Origin of the sequence: Streptomyces sp. SDr-06, assembly GCF_003324565.1 — a bacterium.
GTDB lineage: Bacteria > Actinomycetota > Actinomycetes > Streptomycetales > Streptomycetaceae > Streptomyces.
Map to the genome: position 1 here is coordinate 46,891 of NZ_QOLA01000017.1, position 20,587 is coordinate 67,477.

General features: G+C 73.0%; 15 protein-coding genes. 7 read left to right on the plus strand and 8 right to left on the minus strand.

The annotated features are described in order from the left end of the window. The first annotated feature begins 15 nt into the window (after positions 1-15). The 5 genes from DT019_RS28015 (at position 16) to DT019_RS28035 (ending at position 4,269) form a co-directional block, all read left to right on the plus strand. Positions 16-1,320, plus strand: a complete 1,305-nt coding sequence (locus DT019_RS28015) for a TrpB-like pyridoxal phosphate-dependent enzyme (protein WP_114039719.1) — start codon at positions 16-18, stop codon at positions 1,318-1,320. A 104-nt stretch (positions 1,321-1,424) separates the two neighbouring features. Beyond that, positions 1,425-2,099 carry a flavodoxin family protein gene (locus tag DT019_RS28020; RefSeq protein ID WP_114039720.1) on the plus strand — a complete coding sequence of 225 codons (675 nt, stop codon included), beginning with the start codon at positions 1,425-1,427 and terminating at the stop codon, positions 2,097-2,099. 75 nt (positions 2,100-2,174) lie between these two features. Next, complete coding sequence (locus DT019_RS28025; protein ID WP_114039721.1) at positions 2,175-2,519, plus strand: AraC family ligand binding domain-containing protein; 345 nt, start codon at positions 2,175-2,177, stop codon at positions 2,517-2,519. Further along, entirely contained in the window at positions 2,516-2,857 is a 342-nt protein-coding gene (locus tag DT019_RS28030) for a chorismate mutase (RefSeq protein ID WP_114039722.1), read from the plus strand. The genes DT019_RS28025 and DT019_RS28030 overlap by 4 nt, the downstream gene beginning before the upstream one ends. Further along, complete coding sequence (locus DT019_RS28035; protein WP_114039723.1) at positions 2,854-4,269, plus strand: UbiD family decarboxylase; 1,416 nt, start codon at positions 2,854-2,856, stop codon at positions 4,267-4,269. Before DT019_RS28030 ends, DT019_RS28035 begins: the two co-directional genes overlap by 4 nt. Here DT019_RS28035 and DT019_RS28040 read toward each other — a convergent pair. From DT019_RS28040 to DT019_RS28065, 6 genes are all read right to left on the minus strand, one after another. Beyond that, complete coding sequence (locus tag DT019_RS28040; protein ID WP_114039724.1) at positions 4,250-5,812, minus strand: PLP-dependent aminotransferase family protein; 1,563 nt, start codon at positions 5,810-5,812, stop codon at positions 4,250-4,252. The genes DT019_RS28035 and DT019_RS28040 overlap by 20 nt on opposite strands. A 72-nt stretch (positions 5,813-5,884) precedes the next feature. Continuing rightward, complete coding sequence (locus DT019_RS28045; protein WP_114039725.1) at positions 5,885-8,449, minus strand: ABC transporter permease; 2,565 nt, start codon at positions 8,447-8,449, stop codon at positions 5,885-5,887. A gap of 72 nt (positions 8,450-8,521) precedes the next feature. Continuing rightward, positions 8,522-9,265, minus strand: a complete 744-nt coding sequence (locus tag DT019_RS28050; protein WP_114039828.1) for an ABC transporter ATP-binding protein — start codon at positions 9,263-9,265, stop codon at positions 8,522-8,524. A gap of 168 nt (positions 9,266-9,433) precedes the next feature. After that, entirely contained in the window at positions 9,434-10,840 is a 1,407-nt protein-coding gene (locus DT019_RS28055) for a sensor histidine kinase (protein WP_114039726.1), read from the minus strand. Between the two features lie 5 nt (positions 10,841-10,845). After that, complete coding sequence (gene cseB / locus DT019_RS28060; protein WP_223279804.1) at positions 10,846-11,580, minus strand: two-component system response regulator CseB; 735 nt, start codon at positions 11,578-11,580, stop codon at positions 10,846-10,848. 426 nt (positions 11,581-12,006) lie between these two features. Beyond that, the gene (locus DT019_RS28065) at positions 12,007-12,579 is read right to left on the minus strand and encodes a hypothetical protein (protein ID WP_114039727.1); all 573 of its coding nucleotides are present in this window, start codon (positions 12,577-12,579) and stop codon (positions 12,007-12,009) included. Between the two features lie 226 nt (positions 12,580-12,805). On the opposite strand from DT019_RS28065, the gene DT019_RS28070 reads away from it, so the two are divergent. Next, positions 12,806-14,029: an amidohydrolase family protein gene (locus tag DT019_RS28070; RefSeq protein WP_114039728.1), complete on the plus strand. Its 1,224-nt coding sequence runs from the start codon at positions 12,806-12,808 to the stop codon at positions 14,027-14,029. A gap of 102 nt (positions 14,030-14,131) precedes the next feature. Continuing rightward, positions 14,132-15,076: an FkbM family methyltransferase gene (locus tag DT019_RS28075; RefSeq protein WP_114039729.1), complete on the plus strand. Its 945-nt coding sequence runs from the start codon at positions 14,132-14,134 to the stop codon at positions 15,074-15,076. Positions 15,077-15,101: 25 nt separating this feature from the next. Here DT019_RS28075 and DT019_RS28080 read toward each other — a convergent pair whose 3' ends face one another. Together DT019_RS28080 and DT019_RS28085 are read right to left on the minus strand one after the other, a co-directional pair. Continuing rightward, the gene (locus DT019_RS28080; protein ID WP_114039730.1) at positions 15,102-15,863 is read right to left on the minus strand and encodes a glycosyltransferase family 2 protein; all 762 of its coding nucleotides are present in this window, start codon (positions 15,861-15,863) and stop codon (positions 15,102-15,104) included. A gap of 592 nt (positions 15,864-16,455) precedes the next feature. Continuing rightward, the gene (locus DT019_RS28085) at positions 16,456-20,514 is read right to left on the minus strand and encodes an AAA family ATPase (RefSeq protein ID WP_114039731.1); all 4,059 of its coding nucleotides are present in this window, start codon (positions 20,512-20,514) and stop codon (positions 16,456-16,458) included. Positions 20,515-20,587 lie beyond the last annotated feature (73 nt).

The following is a 20,587-nucleotide window of genomic DNA, read 5'->3' on the forward strand; positions in this document are numbered from 1 at the left end:
CACAGGAAAGTTTTCATGTCCCAGACGAAGTTCCTGCTGTCCGAAGCCCAGATCCCCACCACCTGGTACAACGTGGTCGCCGACCTGCCCAAGCCGCTGGACCCGATGCTGCACCCCGGGACCCGCGAGCCCCTCACGCCGGCCGACCTGGAGCCCCTGTTCCCCGCGGAGCTGATAGCCCAGGAGTTCTCCACCGACCCCGAGATCGACATCCCGGGCGCCGTCATCGACGTCTACCGACAGTGGCGGCCGAGCCCCCTGGTGCGGGCGCGGCGCCTGGAGAAGGCCCTCGACACCCCGGCCCGCATCTACTTCAAGAACGAGGGCGTCAGCCCGGCGGGCAGCCACAAGCCCAACACCGCGATCCCGCAGGCGTACTACAACAAGCAGGCGGGTGTGGAGCGCCTCACCACGGAGACCGGCGCCGGCCAGTGGGGCTCCTCCCTCTCGCTCGCCTGCCAGTACTTCGGCCTCGTCTGCGAGGTCTACATGGTGAAGGTCAGCTACCAGCAGAAGCCGTACCGCCGCGGTCTGATGGAGACCTTCGGGGCCAGCGTCACCGCCAGCCCGAGCGAGCTCACCGAGGCGGGCCGCGCGGCCCTGGCCGCCGACCCCGACTCGCCCGGCAGCCTGGGCCTGGCCATCTCCGAGGCGGTCGAGGCGGCCGTGAAGAGCGGCGGCACCGCCAAGTACGCCCTCGGCTCGGTGCTCAACCACGTCCTCATGCACCAGACGATCATGGGCAAGGAGGCCCTGCTCCAGATGGAGCTGGCCGAGGACTACCCGGACATCGTGATCGGCGCGGCCGGCGGCGGCTCCAACTTCGGCGGGCTCGCCCTGCCGTTCCTGGGCGAGCAGCTGCGCGGCGGGCGTCCGGTGCGGGCCATCGCGGTCGAGCCGTCGTCCTGCCCGACCCTGACGAAGGGCACGTTCGAGTACGACTTCGGTGACACGGCCGGCATGACCCCGCTCACCAAGATGCACACGCTTGGCCACGACTTCGTGCCGCCGAGCATCCACGCGGGCGGGCTGCGCTACCACGGCATGTCGCCGATCATCAGCCAGCTCAAGGAGCTCGACCTCCTTGAGGCACGGGCCGTGCCGCAGACCGCGTGCTTCGAGGCCGGGGTGACCTTCGCGCGCAACGAGGGCATCGTGCCCGCCCCCGAGTCGACGCACGCGGTGCGCGCGGCCATCGACGAGGCGCTGGCCTGCAAGGAGTCCGGCGAGTCCAAGAGCATCCTGTTCTCGCTCTCGGGCCACGGCCACTTCGACATGCAGGCGTACATCGACTACTTCGCCGGAAAGCTCAAGGACTGACGGTTCGGGCCCAACGTGCCGGCGGCCCGGGGGTACCGGCCGCCGGCGGGAGGGGCGGGCAGGGATGCCCGCCCCCGTGGGACCCGTAGGCAGGGGGGAAGCACATGCAGGACGCAGTACGCAGTGAGACGCCCGTCATCCTCGGCATATCGGGGTCCGAGCGGGCGGGGGGCAACACCGATCTCGCACTCGACTACGCGGGGGAGCTGGTGCGGGCCAGGGGAGCCACGTTCCGCGCCATCCACCTGCGCGACCACCGCATCTCGCCGTGCAGCCCGTGCGGCGACTGCAACAACCGGACCAGCCCGTGCGCGCTGCCGGACGACATGCCCGCCATCGTCGAGGAGATGAAGCGCGCCGACGGGATCATCTACGCGGTGCCGGTGCACGGGTTCGGCCTCGCGCACCTGATGCAGATCTTCATCGAGCGGGCGGGCGTCGGCTTTCTGCGCTTCGACCGGCCGCTCGCCAACAAGGTCGGCGGCATCATCGTGACGGGCCGCCGCTACAGCGACGCCTCCGTGCACAACCAGCTCGTCGACAATCTGCTGCTCAACCGAATGATCCTGGTGGGCAGCGGCTTTCCCGCGCTCCTTCGCAACACCTCGGCGGAGCCGGGCCTGCACGACACCGAGGGCATCGACGCCCTGGAGCGGATGGCCCACCGGATGATCGACATGACCCTGCTGCTGCGCAAGCACCGCTCGGCCACGGGGGATCCGGTGCTCCCGCTGGACGACCGCAACGAGCGCGTGGCGCGCAGCCGTTCGGCGTCCTGAACCAACCGGGGGCGGCCCGCACGGGCCTCCCCCGGCACACCCTTCGCAACGACCGACTTGAGGAGAGCCCCGCCCATGACCACCACCACCCCCGCCCTGGTCGGCATCGACTTCGACGCCATCCCGTGGGAGAAGTGGCACAAGCCCGGTGCCGACGGCCGCGTGAAGATCGCCTACACCGGCGGGCTGCGGGTGCGCCTGATGGAACTGCCCGCCGGATTCAACGAGTTGGAGTGGTGCGAGCGCGGCCACCAGGGCTACGTCCTCCAGGGCGAGTTCACGATCCACTTCGACGACCGCTCGGTGCCCTGCCGCCCCGGCATGGGCTTCATCATCCCCGGCGACGAGCGGCACCGCTCGCAGGGCTCCGACCGCGAGCAGACCGTGGTGTACGTGATCGACGAGGTGCCCGCGCCGTGACCGGGCCGGAACGCATCGACGAGCTGCGGCTGTCCATCGACGCGCTGGACCGCCAGATCATCGCCCTCCTCGCCCAGCGCACGTCTGTCGTGCGGGAGTTGACGGAGTTCAAGAACGACGAGGAGACCGTGCGCTCGCCCGGCCGGGTGGCGCAGGTCATCGAGAAGGTGCGGCGCATCGCGGCCGACGAGGGCATGCCCCCGGGCATCGCCGAGGCGGTCTACCGCACCCTCATCCACGAGCTGACGGAGCTTCAGCTGGAGCGGCTGGCCGAGCGCAGGGCCGCCGCGGGCCGGGGCGAGGGAGCGCAGGACGCCGCCCGCGAGGGCGCGGCATGACACGCCGGTTCGCCGATCTGCGCACCGCGCTCGCCGGTCTTGACCTCCTGCCCGGCGAGCTGGTGCGGGAGCGGGAGGAGGTCCCGGCCCGGTTCGGGGTCTCCTCCCGGTACGCGAAGTGGGCCGGAACGCCCGCCCCGCCGCCGACCGGGCCGGGTCCCGCCGTGCTGTTCGAGCGGGTCACGCCCGGCGGCGACGCCGCCTCCCGGGCCGTCCTGATCGGCCTGTACGGGACCCGCCGCCGGGCGGCGGCCCTGCTCGGCACCACCCCGGCCGAGCTGCCGGGGCGCATCCTGGACGCGGTCGCCGCCCCGGTGCCCCCGGTGCGCGGCCGGGGGCCGGTGCGCACGCTCCTCGCCCCGGACCTGACGGCGCTGCCCGTGCCGGTCCTCACCGACCAGGACGCGGGCCCGTACCTGACCCTGGGCGCGGTCCTGGCGACCGACCCCGACACCGGCGTACGCAACCTCTCGGTCCACCGGATGTGCGTCCAGGGCCCCGACCGGCTCTCCCTGTGGATGGTGCCGGGCCGCGACCTGGAGGCCGCGCACCTCGCGGCGCGCCGCCGGGGCGAGAACCTGCCCGTCGCGATCCACCTCGGCCTGGGCCCGGCCGCGCTGCTCTCCTCGTGCTGCCCGACCTCCCTGGTCCCGGCGGAGGTGGACGAGCTCGCGGTCGCGGGCGCGCTGGCCGGGGCGCCGGTGGAGCTCACGGACTGCCGGACCGTGGCGGCGGAGTGCGTCGCGCACGCGGAGTACGTGATCGAGGGCGAGCTGCTGGGCGAGCTTGCGCCCGAGAACCCCCAAGGGCCCTACGCCACACCGGAGTTCCTCGGCTACCAGGGCCGGGCGCATCCGGCGCTGCCGAGCGTGCGGGTCACCGCGATCACCGCCCGCGAAGGCGCGATCTTCCAGACCGTCTCGGGCCCCGGGCACGAACAGTCGGTGCTGCTCGGCTTCGGCATGGAGTCGGCGGTCCTGGCCCGGCTGCGGGAGCTGGACGCGCCGGTGCGGGCCGTGCACTGCCACACGGCGGGCGGCGGGCAGCTCATGGTGGTGCTCCAGTGGCGGGCCAAGCGCTCGCCCGCGGACGACGAGGCGGTCCGCAAGGCGGCCGAGTCGGTCCTGGAGGAGTTCCGCATGGCCAAGCTGGTGGTCTCGGTGGACGAGGACGTCGACGTGGAGTCGGACGCCGACCTGTGGTGGGCCATGACCACCCGGCTCCAGGCCGACCGCGACGTGGCGGTGCTGCCCGACCGCCTCGGCTTCCCGCTGGACCCGACGCAGTCCCCCGCCTACTCGCCCACCCTGTCGGCGGACGGCCGCACCGCGAAGGCGCACTTCGACTGCACCGTCCCGCACGACCAGCGGTCCCGCTTCCACCGCCCGCGCTTCACCGAGCCTTCGGCGTAAGGGAGTTGGCCTCCCCGGGGCCGCCGTCGCCCGCCCGTCCCGTCGCCTCCCGCACCGCGTCGGCGAGCAGGGCGACGCCGCGGGTGATGCGCGGGGCGGGCAGGGCCGCGTAGCCCATGAGGAAGGTGGGTTCGGCGGGCGGATCCTGGACGAAGTAGCCCGACGCGGGGTAGATCCGTACCCCCCGCCCGGCCGCGACCCGGGCGATCCGCTCCTCCGGGACGCCGCGCGCGCCGGTCAGCGTGACCAGGACGTGCAGGCCCGCCGCCTCCCCGGAGATGCGGACCTCGGCCCCGAAGTGCTCGTACAGGGCCTCCAGGAGGCGGCTCCGGCGCTGGCGGTACAGCCGTGTCATGCGGCTGATGTGGCGGGCGTAGGCGCCGGTGGCGACGAAGTCGGCGAGCGCGTCCTGGGCGACCGTCGGCGTGAGCCGGTCGGTGATCCACTTGATGCCGAGGAAGGGCTCCACCAGGTGCGGCGGCAGGACCGCGTAGCCGATGCGCAGCGCCGGGAAGAGCGTCTTGCTGAAGCTGCCCACGTAGACGACGGTGTCGCGGTGCCGCTCGGCGGCCAGTGCGGGCAGCCGTTCGCCGGTGAAGGTGAACTCGTTGTGGTAGTCGTCCTCCAGGACGATCGCCCCGTGGTCGTAGGCCCATTGCAGCAGCCCGCGCCGCCGGGCGCCGGACAGGATGAACCCGGTGGGGAACTGGTGCGAGGGCGTCACGTACACGAGCTTCACGCGCGCCGGGTCGTGCCCGTGGGCGCGCACGCAGGCGTCGATGTCGCCGACGCGCAGCCCCTGTTCGTCCACCGGGACCGGCACCACGTGCGCCTGCGAACAGCCGAAGACCTGGCGCAGCACGGTGTGGCTGGGGTCCTCGATCACCACGACGTCACCCGGCCCGACCAGCATGCGGACCAGGATGTCGAGGGCCTGGGTGGCGCCGCTGGTCACCATGATGTGGTCGGGCGAGGCGTCCAGGGCCCGGCTCTGGCGGACCAGCGTGGCGATCTCGGTGCGCAGGGTGGGCGAGCCCTCGGCGGGCCCGTAGCCGAGGGAGGCGACGTCGGCGCGGCCGTAGGCGTCGTGCAGCGACTGGCGCCAGCGGGCCACCGGGAACTCGGCGAGTGCCGGGGTGCCGTGCCGGAAGTCGAGGGCGCTGCTCGGGTGGTGGGTGGGCGGCGGCTCCCAGGGCTGCCACAGTGCGCTGCTGCCGTCGGTGGCTCGGGGCGGCTGGGGCGCCAACGGGGCCTTCGCTGAAGGTGGTTGGGCCGGGGCGGCGGCAGCCGCCCGCTCGGCGACCTTGGTCCCGGAGCCGCGTTTCGCGGTGATGACGTTGTTGGCGCGCAGCAGCTCGTAGGCCCGGGTGATCACGGTGCGGGACACGTCGAGCTGGTGGGCGAGCTCGCGGGAGGCGGGCACGCTGTCCCCCGGCCGCAGCTGCCCGGCCCGGACCAGCGCCGTGATCTGGTCGCAGACCTGCTGCTGCAACGGCGTACCACCGTCCCGGTCGAGGACGATGAGCAACTCCGACGACCCCACGGCCTCCCCCTCCGCCGGCTGACCCTGCCGAGTCTGCCACTGCCGGGGCGGGAAGCCGTGGGGCGGGCCGGATCACCGCTCGGCAACCGCCTCCAGCGGGCCGAGGGCGGCGGCCCGGCGGGCCGGTAGGGCCGCCGCCAGGGCGCCGACCGCCAGGGACACCAGGCACACCAGGAGCAGGGTGCCCCAGGGCGGCGCGAGGGAGTACTCGCTCATCGCGCCGTTCGCCAGGGCGCCCACCGCCCACGCCCCGAACAGCCCGCCCGCCAGGCCCAGGAGCGTGCCGAAGGCGGCCACGGTCACGGCCTCCAGGCGGATCATCCGCCGGACGGCCGCCCGGCCCATGCCGACGGCGCGCAGCATCCCGATCTCGCGGGTGCGCTCGCCGACCGACATGGCCAGCGTGTTCACGATGCCGAGCAGGGAGATCACCCCGCCGATGGCGAGCAGCCCGTACATCAGGGTCAGCAGCTCGCCCATGGTGCCCGCCGCCTCGTCGACGAGCTCCGCCCGGTCCTTGACCTCCACCAGCGGGCTGTTGCCGGTGGCGGCGCGCAGCCGCTCCTCGGTCGCCCGCGCGTCCGCGCCGCCCTCGGTGCGGACCAGGATGCGCTGCACGGAGCCGGGCAGGAAGCTGCCGCGCTGCACCTCGGTGCGGTCACCGAGGGCGTCCTGGGCGGTGGGGTTGTCCCGGTAGACGCCGACGACGGTGTACGGCGTGAACCCCTGGCCGGGGCCGATGCGGGCGTCGACCACGGCGCCCGTGTCGATGCCCTGCTCCCGGGCCACGCTGCTGGAGAGCGCGATCCGGCCCGGCCCGAGGTCCTGGGCGGAGCCGCTGACGAAGTCGAGCTTCATGACCGTGTCCACGGTGGCGGGGTCGACGCCGGAGACGGACCGGACCCGGCCGCCGGTGAACAGGGTGGAGTCGGCGACGGCGGACGCGGTGCGCACCCCGGGGAGGTCCGCCACCCGGCGCTGGGCCGCCGGGTCGATCGCGGTCGTGGGGGTGCGGCTCGCGATCACGTAGTCGGCGCCGAGACCGGCCGCGGCCTGCCGGTCGAGGGCCTGCCCGCTGGAGTGGCCGATGACGGCGAGCCCGGCGACCAGCGCCGTGCTGACCATCAGCACGGAGGCGGTGGCGGCGGTGCGCCGCGGGTCGCGCAGCGCGTTCTCGCGGGCGAGCCGCCCGGTGATCCCGAAGCGTCCGGTCAGCCGCCCGGCGATCCGGATCACGGGGACGGCGAGCAGCGGCGCCAGCGCGATCAGGGCGGCGACGAGCAGGGCGCAGCCGGCCATCGCGTTCTGGAGGTTCGCGTCCGAGGCGTCCTTCGCCCCGGTCAGCGACACCAACAGCCCCGCGCCCGCGACGAGCAGGACCAGGCCCGCGATACCACGGCGGCGCGACGCGGTGGCGGTCGGCGGCTGCTCGGCCGAGCGCAGCGCCTCGATGGGCGCGATCCTCGCGGCCCGCCGGGACGGCAGCCACGCGGCGAGCACCGTGACGCCCACGCCGACGCCGAGCGCCGCGACAACCGGACGCGATCCGATCACCAACGGGCCGTGGGGGAGCGGGCCTTGAGCCGTGCCGAGCAGGTCGGGCAGCACGGAGGCGATGCCGAGCCCGAGCACGAATCCGGCCGCCGAGGCGGCGAGCCCGACCAGCACGGCCTCCCACAGGATCGAGCGGACCACCTGGCGGCGCGAGGCACCGATCGCCCGCAGCAGCGCGATCTCACGGGTGCGCCGCGAGACGAGCATGGTGAAGGTGTTGACGATGAGGAACGACCCGATGAACAGCGCCACCCCGGCGAAGATCTTCGGCATCTTCTGGTAACCCCGGGTCCTCAGGTCCACGCTGGTGGCCTGTTGGGCGGCCTGGGCCGCGCCGCTGGTGGCCTCGGCCCGGTCCGCCGGGAGTGCGGCGGCGACCTCGGCGGCCAGCGCGGACGGGGCGGTGCCGGGCGCGGCCGCCAGGTCGATCGCTCTGTAGTGACCCGGGGACGCGAACAGCTTCTGCGCAGTGGCCAGGTCGAACACGGCGAGCGTGCCCCCGGCGGTCACCCGGGTGTCCCCGGTGGAGACGACGCCGACCAGCCGCTTGGTCATGACGGGCCCGTCGACGGCCAGCGTCACCGTGTCGCCGATGCGCAGGCGCCCGGCCTCGGCGGTCCCGCGGTCCACGGCGAGCTCACCGCCGTTCACCGGAGCGCGGCCCTCGACCAGCGGATACCGGGCGTCCCTGCCGTCCTGGCCCGGTACGTACCCGGCGGCGAGGTGCGCCCACCCCCGGCCCGCCCGCAGTGGGCTGCCGTCGGAGGCGTTCAGGGTGGCCGAACCGTCGGCCGACGGCCGTACCGAGGCGACCCCGGGCAGCCCGGCCAGCTTCCGTACGAGCGCGTCGTCGAGCACCTCACCGCGCGGGCCCGCGGCGGCCCCGGGCGGGGGCGCCTTCGCGGTCACGGTGACCGCGATGTCCGCGAAGTCCTTCGACGCGGCCGCGCGGTGGGCAGCGGCGGAGGAATCGGCGAAGACGAGGGTGCCGCAGACGAACGCGACCCCCAGGCAGACCGCGAGCACGGTCATGACCAGACGGGCCTTGTACGCGAGGACGTTGCGCAGGGCGGTTCTCAGCATGGGGGGCTTTCGGTGTATGGGTGGGCGGCGGAGAAGCGGAACAGAATCGGCGAAAGATGAAGTGACGCATCGTCAACTGACGTGCGCACGCGCGTCGAAGGCCTTCATCCGGTCCAGGACGCGATCCGGGGAGGGGCGGATCATCTCGTCCACGAGGCGGCCGTCGGAGAGGAAGACCACCCGGTCGGCGAAGCCCGCCGCGACCGGGTCGTGGGTGACCATGACGACGGTCTGGCCGAACTCGCGCACGGAGCGGCGCAGGAAGCCGAGGGCTTCGGCCCCGGCGCGGGAGTCGAGGTTGCCGGTGGGCTCGTCGGCGAAGACGATCGAGGGCCGGGAGGCCAGCGCGCGGGCGACGGCGACGCGCTGCTGCTGCCCGCCGGAGAGCTGGGCCGGACGGTGGCCGAGCCGGTCGGAGAGGCCCACCATGGCGATGACCTCGTGGAGCCAGTCCCGGTCGGGCGCGCGGCCCGCGATGTCCATGGGCAGCGTGATGTTCTCCAGGGCGGTCAGCGTCGGCAGCAGGTTGAAGGCCTGGAAGACGAAGCCGAGCCGGTCCCGGCGCAACTCGGTGAGCTGCCGGTCGTCGAGCGTGCTCAGCTCGGTGGTGCCGATCCGCACGGACCCGGAGCCGGGCGTGTCGAGCCCGGCGGCGCAGTGCATCAGGGTGGACTTGCCGCAGCCGGAAGGCCCCATGATCGCGGTGAACTCGCCCTCCCGGAACCCGATGCTGACCTGGTCGAGAGCGACGACCCGGGTGTCGCCACTGCCGTACACCTTCGAGAGGTCGGTGGTGGCGGCCGCGATGCCGGGCATCTGATGCGGCGCGTACGGGGCAAGGGGTTCGGCGGTCACGAGGACTCCTCTTCGGGTGCGCGGGGCTGCACTTCGAAGGGTGTCCGGGCTACGTATCGGAGCCTGGGCCGGTGTGTATCGGCGCGGGCGCTGGTTCGTAGCGGTTGCGTAGGGACGGCGCCCGGGGTGTCAGTCCGGCAGTCGCAGGGTGGCGACGGCGCCGCCGTCCGGGGCGTTGTCCAGGAGGAGCTCGGCGCCGAGGAGGCGGGCCTGGCCGAGCGCGATGGTCAGCCCGAGCCCGTGGCCCGAGCCGCGCTCCCGGGCACCCGTGTGGAACCGGCGCGGACCGTCGCGCAGCAGCTCGGCGGGGAAGCCGGGGCCGTGGTCGCGCACGACGACCGTGCGGCCCTCGACGGTGACCTCGACCGGGGCCGCTCCGTGCCGGTGCGCGTTGACGACGAGGTTGGCGACGATGCGTTCGAGGCGGCGCGGGTCGGTCTCGACGGTGGCGCCGGTGCCGGTGCCGGTGCCGGTCCTGCTCCCAGTGCCGGGCGCGGGGCCGGTCTCGGTGGACTCCGCGCCGGACTGGGCAGGGGCTACGGTCTCGGTGGACTCCGCGCCGGGTCGGGCAGGGGCCACGGTCTCGGTGAGCTCCACGTCGAACCCGGTACGTGGCACGGCCCTCGTGAACTCCACGTCGAACCCGGTGCGTGCCACGGCCTCGCGTACGACGGCGTCGAGCGGGACGTGGGCGCGGACCGGCTGTTCGGCGCCGGCGTCGAGGCGCGAGATCTCCAGGAGGTCCTCGACCAGGGCGCGCAGATCGCGGACCCGCCCGCGCACCAGGTCCTCGGTCTCGCCCGGCGGCAGCAGGTCGACGGCGGCCAGCAACCCGCCGACGGGGGTGCGCAGTTCGTGGGCGACGTCCGCGGTGAACTGCCGCTCGGTGCGCAGTCGTCGGCCGAGGCTGTCGGCCATGAGGTCCACGGTGGCCGCGATGTCGGCCACCTCGTCGCCGCCCTTGGTGGGCCCGGTCCGGGCGTCGAGGTCGCCCGCGGAGATCCGGCCCGCGGTCTCGGAGACCCGCCGCAGCCGACGGCCGAGCAACCCGGCCCCGTACACCGCCAGCGGCGCGGCCGCGGCGAGGGCGACGAGCGAGGCCACCGCCATGACCGCGTCGAGCCGGCGCAGGTCGTGCAGTTCCGAGCTCATGTTGGCCCGGACCGCCAGCAGCGGGCTGCCCGGTCCGCCGGTCCGCTGGGCGGCCCAGACGCTGGGCCCGATGTTGCCGTCGACGCGCCCGTCGTAGGCGGTGTGCCGGGTGCCGTCGGAGGGGTGGCGCAGGGCGTCGGGCAGCTCGGGGGGATCGAGCTCGGCGCCGTCGGCGAGTGCTCCGGTGCGCCGGTAGACGTCCATGGCCGAGTACACGGCGTTGAAGGCCCGCATCCCGGCCCGCTCGCGGATGTCGGTCGCGGTCCACACGTGGACGAGGACGCCCACCGCGGCGGCGACGAGACAGGCCGTGGCGGCGGCAAGGGCGGCGATCTTCCAGCGCAGGGATGCCCGGGAGGGCCGCGGCCGGGGGAGGGAGGGCACCGGTCTCAGCGCCTGAACTTGTAGCCGAAGCCGCGGACCGTCTCGATGCGGTCCCGGCCCAGCTTCCGGCGCAGCCGCTGCACACACAGGTCCACGACCCGGCTGTCCCCGTCCCAGCCGTACTCCCAGACGTCGCGCAGCAGGGTGTGCCGTTCCAGGACGACGCCGGGGTGGGCGGCGAACTCGAGCAGCAGCTTCAGCTCGGTCGGGGTGAGCGCGACGGGGCTCCCCGCGACGAACACCTCCAGGCCCTCGGTGTCGATGCTGAGGTCCCCGAAGACCAGCGGCTCCCCCTCGGCGGGGCCCGTCCGCCCGTCCGCCGCGGCGGTGGCGGGCGCGTAGGTGGCCCGCCGCAGCAGCGAGCGGATCCGCGCCACCAGGACGTAGGTGTCGACGGGCTTGACCACGTAGTCGTCGGCCCCGGCTTCGAGCCCGGCGACGACGTCGAGCCCGTCGCCGCGCGCCGACATCATCAGCACGGGCACCAGGCTGCTCTCCCGCACCCGGCGGCACAGGCCGATCCCGTCGAGGCCGGGCAGCATCACGTCGAGGATGAGCAGATCGAAACCGTCGTCCCGGAAGGCCTCAAGACCGGCCAGCCCGTCGGCCGCGACCCGCACCTCGTAGCCGTACCGCTCAAGGGCGGTGGCGAAGGACCGGCGCATCAGGTCGTCGTCCTCCACCAGCAGCACGCGTACGGGACGCGGAGAGGCCGGGGCCGGGGTGGGCGACGACGACACGGGGTGGCTCCTTGCTCGACGGTCCGGTCGACCCGCCGCCCGCACGCGACTCGCCTGGTACGCGGATGGCGGCTCGAAGGGGTCGAAAGGAACGATACGACAGAGACCGGGCAGGGAGCCCGCCCGCGAAACGGACACGCACCCCCTCCCCGACGAACAAACGCGCAGGCCACGCCCTCGCCGAGCCCGCCCAGGCCGCCCGCCCCGACGCCGAACGGAGCGCTGGGCGATACACACCGGATGCAATCGCGCTGCCGGTCGAGCTTCCGCCGGACCGCGGCCTGCTCGTGCTCCGGGCCTGCGCCTCGCGCTGGGCCTCCCTCTCCTCTTCCTTCTTCCGCAGGAAGTCGGCGGTGGTGGTACTTCGGTGCTCCGGATGTGCCTGGTGGCGCCAAGCCGCGCGATCGTCTCGCGACCCAAGATGGGTCAGAAGTGCATCATCGCCATCACGTCGCCGCTGCGCGTGCCGGTCGGGACCTGGGGGATCTGCTCTCCCGGGCGCATCCAGCCCGCTGCCTCGGCGGCTGTGACGGCGGTCTTCTCGGCGGTGTCGGCCTGGGAGTTCAGGGTCTCGTTCGCTCCGAGGGCCGCCGCGGCCGAGGCGGCACCGGCGGCCTGGGCCGCTGTGACGGCGGCCTGGAAGGCGGCTGCGGAGAGCTCGGTGTCGCCGTCGTGGAGCCTGCCCATCTGGGCCGCCTGGGAGGCCGCCGCGGCGCAGTTCCTCGCGCAACGGGAGTCGGCGGCGGGGTTGGGGGTGCCTTCGGAGAGCACCGCGAGTGCTTGGGCCGCGATGCGGGCGGCGTGGGTGGTCTTGAAGAGGATCTCGGCCCTTTGGGACTCGTCGGGGGTCTCCGCGTCCGGTGCTTCGATGTGGCGGAGGACCGCGGCGGCGCGGGAGGCCGCGCTCCGGGCGCGCGCCGCGTGGCCCGCCCTGAGAGCCTCCGCCGTCCCCTGAGGCGCGGGCGCGCCCGCTTCTTGGTCGTGGTGCTGCTCGCTCATGCCGTCTCCTCGTCGACCAGGCCCGACCGTGCACACGCCGCTCTCCACCCCCGGCCCACCCCGAAGAGCACACGATGCGGGGCAGAGTGACATGCCGGGCGTCAACTGGCCAGGGGTGTGGGGGGATTCGGTGGGGCGCTTGCCGTCAGGGTCGTCGCGCCCATACGCTGAATCTGATGGGTCGTCAGAAACGGTCGGGAACGGGCAGGCAGTAGGGGGCAATCGCGTGGGCAGCAACGAAGCCGGCACCAAGGAACTTCCCCGGGTCATCAGCGTGGACGACCATGTGATCGAGCCTGCGCACCTCTTCGAGCGGTGGCTGCCGGCCAAGTACCGGGACCGGGGGCCGAAGCCCTTCACCGCGGGCATCGGCGAGCTGGCCTACGTCGGGGGGAAGTACCGGTTCACGACGGATCCGGAAGGCCAGGTCACCGACTGGTGGGAGTACGACGGCGCGATCTTCCCGTACAAGCGCATCATCGCGGCCGTCGGCTTCTCGCGGGACGAGATGACGCTCGACGGCATCACGCGCGAGCAGATGCGCCGCGGGTGCTGGGACCCCAAGGCGCGGCTTGCGGACATGGACCTCAACCACGTCGAGGCCTCGCTCTGCTTCCCGACCTTCCCGCGCTTCTGCGGGCAGACCTTCGCCGAGGCCAAGGACAAGGAGGTCGGCCTCGCCTGTGTGCGCGCGTACAACGACTGGATGGTGGAGGAGTGGTGCGGGGACAGCGGGGGGCGGCTGATTCCGCTGTGCCTCATCCCGCTGTGGGACGTGGAGCTCGCCGTCGCCGAGATCAGGCGCAACGCCGCGCGCGGGGTCCGCGCGGTGACCTTCTCCGAGATCCCGACCTATCTCGGCCTCCCGTCCATCCACTCCGGGTACTGGGACCCGTTCTTCGCGGCCTGCGAGGAGACGGGGACCGTGGTGAACATGCACATCGGCTCGTCGTCGCAGATGCCCGCGGCGTCCCCCGACGCGCCCCCGGCGGTCCAGGCGGCGCTCAGCTTCAACAACGCCATGGCCTCGATGATGGACTTCCTCTTCTCCGGTGTGCTCGTGAAGTTCCCGCGCCTCAAACTGGCCTACAGCGAGGGGCAGATGGGCTGGATCCCGTACGCCCTGGAGCGGGCCGACGACGTGTGGGAGGAGCACCGGGCCTGGGGCGGCGTGAAGGACCTCGTCCCCGAACCGCCGTCCTCCTACTACTACCGGCAGATCTTCTGCTGCTTCTTCCGCGACCGGCACGGCATCGAGGCCATCGAGACCGTGGGCGTGAACAACGCGACCTTCGAGACGGACTACCCGCACGTCGACTCGACCTGGCCGCACACCAAGGAGGTGGCCGCCGAGCACATGGCGGGACTGTCCGACGACGTGGCGTACAAGCTGCTGCGGGGGAACGCCATTCGCATGCTGGACCTGCCGCTCGATCAGGACCGGGCCTGACCGCCGCGGGCCGCGCGAGGGGAGGGGTGCCTCCCGGCCGGGAGGCATGTCCTGGGACCGCGCCGGGGGTTACGGTGACCGGGCCCCACGGAAGGCGGACACATGACCATCCCCCTCACCGACACCCTGGTCACCCTCGGCCGCGGATACGTCCGGCACGCTCCGGGCACCCTCGGCAAGGCCGCGTTGGCGGAGTGGTTGCTGAACTCCCGCCTGCGCGACCACCCCCGACAGCGCGTGGTCCAGGACCGCTCCGGCTCCCGATTCGCCGTCGACACCACCGACCTGATCCAGCGCTTCCTGTATCTCTTCGGGGAGTGGGAGCCCCACATGACCCACTGGCTTCGCGGACGGCTGCGCCCCGGTGACGTGTTCGTGGACGTCGGCGCCAACATCGGGGTGTTCGCGGTGCTCGGCGCCCGGCTCGTGGGCAGCGCGGGGAAGGTGGTGGCGATCGAGGCCTCGCCCGCTCTCCACCGCAGGCTGCTGCGGCACGCCGCCCTCAACGGGTGCGACACCATCCGCGCGGTCAACGCCGCCGTGTCGGACGAGCGCAGGACGCTGACGTTCGTGCTCGCCAGCTCCCACAACACGGGCGCCAACTCGATCGTGCCGTACGACGGTCCGGCGGAGTCCGCCTTCGACATGGAGGCGCTCGCGCTGGCCGACATCCTCCAGCCGGACGAGGTGGCCCGGACCCGTGTCATCAAGATCGATGTGGAAGGTGCCGAGGGCGGAGTCGTACGAGGGCTCGCCCCCGTGCTCGGCCGGCTGCGGCCGGACGTGGAGATCGCCGTGGAGGTCACCCCGGACCGCATGGCCCAACTGGGCGACTCGGTCGAGGAGTTGCTGGAGACCATGAGCAGGCACGGCTTCCACCGCTACCGGCTGCCCACCGACTACTCCCCGGCGAGCTACCCGCGCGCGATGCGGCACCCGGTGGCACCGGTCCGCCACCGGGGGCCGGTCGAGGGGGAGACGGAGCTGGTCTTCTCGCGGGTGGACGCCGAGCAGTTGACCGCTCTCCCCGGGTCCTCGCAGGGCTGAGGACGGCTGCTCGCTGCCGTGTGTCCTACTCGCCGTCGACCGGGTAGCGCCACCGGAAGCCCGCGAGCGCGCGCGCCCGGGCCTCCACGACGGCCATGCGGGCGTCGCGTTCGGCGGTGTCGGTGTGCGCGGCCTGGCCGGTGACCTGCCCCTCCCACTTGCGGTAGAAGAGCCCGACCTCGGACGAGAACCAGCCGCGCGCCACCGAGTTGAGCGCGAGCAGGAGGCCCGTGTCCTCGGATGCCGGAAGCGCCATCCATCCGCCGAGCGCGACCAGGAGGTCACGGCGAACGAACAGGGAGGCCGGGTGCACCGGGGCCCGGTAGTCGTGTGCCGCCCAGTGGTCGAGCACCGCCCCGCGCTCGATCGGGCCGTGGTCGGGGTCGCCGGGGAACCCGGCCGTCGTACCGTCGGGGAGGAGATCGAGCACGCGGGAGGTCGCCCACCCCAGGGCCGGGTCGCCTTCGAGCGCGGCGAGGTCGCGTGCCAGGGCGCCGGGGGCGAGCCGGTCGTCGGCGTCCAGGACCTTCACGTACGCGCCGTCGGCGCGCGCGAGGGCGATGGTGCGGGCGACCCCGGGGCCGCCGCGCCGCCCCTGCCGGAACGAGATCCGCTCGTCGTCGGGGACGTACGGCGCGACCTCGTCGCCCGTGCCGTCCTCCTGGATGAGCCAGCGCCACTCCCACCCCTCGGGAAGCCGCTGCTCGCGGAGCGACGTGTAGGCGTCGGGCAGGAAGCGCGCCGACGGGGCGTGAACGGCCGTGACGATGATGATGCGCCGGCTCACGGCTCACCACCTTTCCAAGTGCGTGGTGACGGGGTTGTCCGTGGAGGTCGGAGGGCTTCGGCGGGGCCCGCTCGACGGGGCAGGAGCGGCGCCGTCGCTTCCATGGGTGCTCACCGATCCGTCGTCCGACGCGCCTCAGCTTACGACTCCTCAAGAAGCCTCGATGAGCGGCCTCGTACGGGATCACGGGACGGCGGCGGTAATTCCGGAGGGTTTCCCGCCGGTTGCCTCCAGCGGTAATCGAGCCCGGGTCGATGACAAGTGGAGCCGGGCCCGGATGAGCGATATGCGGCGGGCATTGCGTGGGGTCATTGCCGTAATGCGGGCCCGTTATCCGCCGTATCGGAAAGCGCCGCGCCTATTGGACGGGGCACGGCGGACGGGTTCACCGCGGCCGCCGGACGCGGGGTCCTGGCACGTCAGAGGTCTGACGGACGCTTCCTGACGCCCTCGGGGCATGAAAGTGCCCGATCGCTGGCGACGGGGGATGCACCAGCGATCGGGCTGCCCCCAAGACTAGCAACGCTGCTTGCGGGGTGGGAATCGACTGCTCGACCGTAACGGCGATTTGTGATCGGGATCACAGTGCGTGTTAGTGCCCGCAAGGAGGCGCGTACGAGAGGCGGGGAAGATTTTCCTGCCATTTTTCCGGGGTCAGGACACCCCGTGTGGTGGAGCAAATACGGCTGATGGCCTCGCCCGCGTCCAAGTTCCACAGCCGGACGGTATCGCTGCCGCTCGACACCCCGAGCATGTGGGTTTTAGGACTGAATGACAGAAAATTGCCTGTCTTGGCGTTGGGGCTCATCGATTGCCCGATCGGCGAGGCCATGGACGGATGGGCGATGGCCCAGAGCCGGACCGTGTTGTCGTTGCCCCCGCTGGCCAGGGTGCGGCCGTCCTGGCTGAACGTCAGGGACACGACCGCTTCCGTGTGGCCGCTGAGCGGGGCGCCCAGACGGGTCGCCTTCGCGGGGTGGGCGATGTCCCAGAGCCGGACGGTGTCGTCGTCGCTGCCGCTGGCCAGGGTCTTTCCGTCCGGGCTGTAGGCGAGCGCGTTGACCGGTCCGAGGTGCCCGGTGAGCGGCGCACCCAACTGGACGGCGTGACGTGGATCGGCCACGTACCACAGGCGGATGGAGTCGTCCGCGCTGCCGCTGGCCAGAGTCCGCCCGTCCGGGCTGAAGACGAGGGAGTTGACGTAGCCCTTGTGTCCGGTGAGCGGGGTGCCGAGCGCGCGATGGTGCGACGGGTCGCTGACGTCCCACAGCTGGATGGTGCGGTCGTCATAGGCGGTCGCAAGCGTGCGCCCGTCGGGGCTGAAGGCCAGCGCGTCGGGACCCGAGAACCGCGTCATCAGCTCGACGGGCGGCCCGTAGGGGCTGGGCCTGGTCGGGTCGGTGACGTTCCACAGCCGTACGGAGTGGTTTCCCATCAGTACCGCCAGCGTGTGGCCGTCGGGCGAGAACACGAGCGAACGCGCCTCGCCGTCCCCGGGCGTGAAGGGCTTGCCCAACGACACCGGCCGCTCCGGGGCCTCCACGTTCCACAGCCGCACCCGGTCGTCCCGCGCCGCCGTGGCGAGTACGCGCCCGTCCGGGCGGAACACCCCGACCCGGCCGATCATGTCCGACGTCGGAATCGACCACAGGCGGACCTTGCTGTCACCGCTCCCGGTGGCGAGGGTGCGGCCGTCCGGGCTGAAGGACAGGGCGTACATCTCGCCGCTGCTCCCCGCCAGCGGCTCGCCGACCTGGGAGGGGTAGGCCGGATCGCTGACGTTCCACAGGCTCGCGGTACTGTCCGCGCTGCTGGCGCCGAGCATGGTCCCGGCGGGGTTGAAGGCCACGGACCAGATGGGTCCGGTGTGCCCGGTGAGCGGCGAGCCGATCGCCGCCGCGTGCCCGGGGTCGGCGACGTTCCAGAGGCGGATGGTGTCGTCCGAGCTGCCGCTGGCGAGGGTGCGGCCGTCGGGGCTGAAGGCCACCGAGTGCACCGTGGCCGTGTGGCCGGTCAGCACCGTGCCGATCGGCACGGGCCGGTTCGCGTCGGCCATGTCCCACATCCTGATCGAGCCGTCGTCGGCCCCCGCCGCCAGCGTCCTTCCGTCCGGGCTGAACGCCACGGAGCGTACGGCGGAGATGTGGCCCGTCAGGACGCCGTGGGCCTCCGGGCGGCCCGGGTCGGCCACGTTCCACAGGTGAACGGTGTGATCCTCGGTGGCGCTGGCCAGGGTGTGTCCGTCAGGGCTGAAGGCGAGCAGGTAGATCGTGCCGTCGTGGCCGGACAGGGGTGGGCCCAGCGGCCGCGGCCGGCCGGGGTCGCGTACGTCCCACAGGCGGATCGTGCCGTCGTCCGAGGCGCTGGCCAGGGTGGTGCCGTCGGGGCTGAAGACCGCGCTGCTCACCCAACTCGTGTGGCCGGTCAGAGGGTTGCCGAGCTGCCGGGGGCGGGCCGGGTCCGCCACGTCCCACAGCCGGACGGTCCGGTCGTAGCTGGCGGTGGCCAGGACCCGTCCGTTCGGGCTGAACGACGTGAGGTAGACGGCGCCGGTGTGGCCGATGAGCGGCGTGGCCAGCGGAGCGTTCACGATCGAGATCAGCCGGTTGTTCACGCCCTCGTCGTCCGGCCGCAGGCGGTGTGCCGCCAGGGCGAGCTGGGCGGACAGCGACGGATCGGAGTGCTGGACGCGGTCGGATTCGGCGACCACCTGCTCGAACACGGCGTCGTCCCGTTGCTGCCAGGCGACGACCGCCGCACCGACGGCCAGCAGCGCGAGGACGACCAGTGCCGAGATCGCGCTGCGGCGGAGCCATACGGTGCGCCTGCGCAGCTTGACCGAAGAGGCCAGGAACTCCACCGCGGCCCGGGCCAGGAAGGTGTCACCGGCGGACTTCGCCCAGGAATCGGCCTGTTCGAGGCGCGAGCCCCGGTAGAGCAGGGACGCGTCGCGGTTCGACTCCTCCCAGGTCCTGCCGTCCTCCTCCAGGCGCTGGCGCAGCAGGTTGCCGGCCCGGTCCTCATCGATCCAGTCGCGCAGCCTCGGCCAGGCGTGGAGCAGCGCCTCATGGGTGATCTCCACGCTCTCCGCGTCGAGCGTCACCAGGCGGGCGCGAACGAGGGCTTCGAGCGATTCCTCCGTCTTGTCGGAATCCGCCGACTCCTCCGACAGCTGGCGACGCGTCCCGCGCCGGCGGGTGGCCTGGGTGTCCTCACCCAGCCTGACCAGCCGGAGCAGGAGCAGCCGCGCGGCCGTGCGCGCCGCCGGGTCGAGACTCGACCAGGCCCGCTCGGCGGTCGCGGCCACCGCTCCCTGGATTCCGCCGGCCGCGCGGTAGCCGGCCAGCGTCAGCTTTCCCGCCTTGCGCCGCTGCCAGGTGGCGAGCAGGGCGTGGGAGAGGAGCGGCAGCGCCCCGGCGTTCTGCGCGCCCCGGGGGCCGTCGGCGCTCACCTCCCGGACGATCAGCTCGGTGAGGCCGGGTTCCAGTTCCATGCCCACCGCCTTGGCGGGGCCGGTCACCGCCTCGCGCAGCTCGGCGGCCGTCAGCGGGCCGAGCACCATGTGCCGGTGCTGCAAGGCGTCGGCCAGTTCCGGGTGGGCGAGGCACTGCTCGTAGAAATCGGCGCGTACGCCGAGGACCACGAGCACCGGGGCGGCCTCGTCCGGGCCGGCGGGCGTGCACGCGGCGTGGAGCACCTGGATGAAGGTGCGCTTGTTCGCCTCGTCCGAGCAGAGGGTGAACGTTTCCTCAAACTGGTCCACGATGACGACCGGAGGGGCGGACGAGGCCGGTTCGCGCCGCGCCCACGCCGAGACGGCCTCCCGCACCGCGTGCCCGAAACGCGCGGTGCCGGGCTCCTTCGCGGCCGGGTCCGCCGTGAGGGAGACGACGGTGCCGGGCTCGTTTGCGGCCGGGTCCGCCGCGGCGGAGACGACGGGGGCGAGTTCGGGGATCTGACGGGTGAGCTCCGCGAGGGGGTCGACGCCCGGCACGAGCTGGAGCGCCTTGCGGGCCCGCCCGTCCTCGTCCAGCGCGCCGTTCTGCAGCGTGGGCACCAGGCCCGCGTTCAGCAGGGAGGACTTTCCGGCCCCCGAGGCGCCCACGAGCATGACCAGGCCACCGGTCTTCTCCACCGCGCGCAGCTGAGCCACCAGGGCCTTGGTGCTCCGCTCCCGCCCGAAGAACCACCGGGCGTCCTGCTCGCGGTACGAAGCCAGCCCCCGGTACGGACACACGCCGCTGGGGACCGCCGGGGCCTCGGCCGGGGCATGGTCCTTGTCCTCCCCGGACGGCGCGGGGCGGTCGCCGACCGGATCGGCGACGGCACGCTCCCACAGGCGCTGCCACTGGGCCAGGTCGTACAGTCCCGCCGACACGGGCGCGGGGCGGGCGCGCCGCGCCTCGGGTATCAGGATGTGCAGCACCACCGCGAGGGCGGCGAACTGGGCGGGCACGTTCTTCGCCCGCCGCCAGTCGCTGATCCGCTGAGCGGACACCCGCACGGGCCGCCCCCGTTCGTCGACCCGCTGGAGCCGGACGACGGCCTCGGCGACGCGCTTGAGGGGAGGATCGCCGGCCTCCTTGTAGAGCAACGCGAGCCGTTCCGCGAAGGCCGTGCGTGCCCCTGAGTCGTGACTCAAGGTCTCCACCCCCTACTTCACCTCCGCCTGGACGTCCGGACCGGAAAACTCGCTCTACTGGGCTGACCTGCGGTTAAGCCGT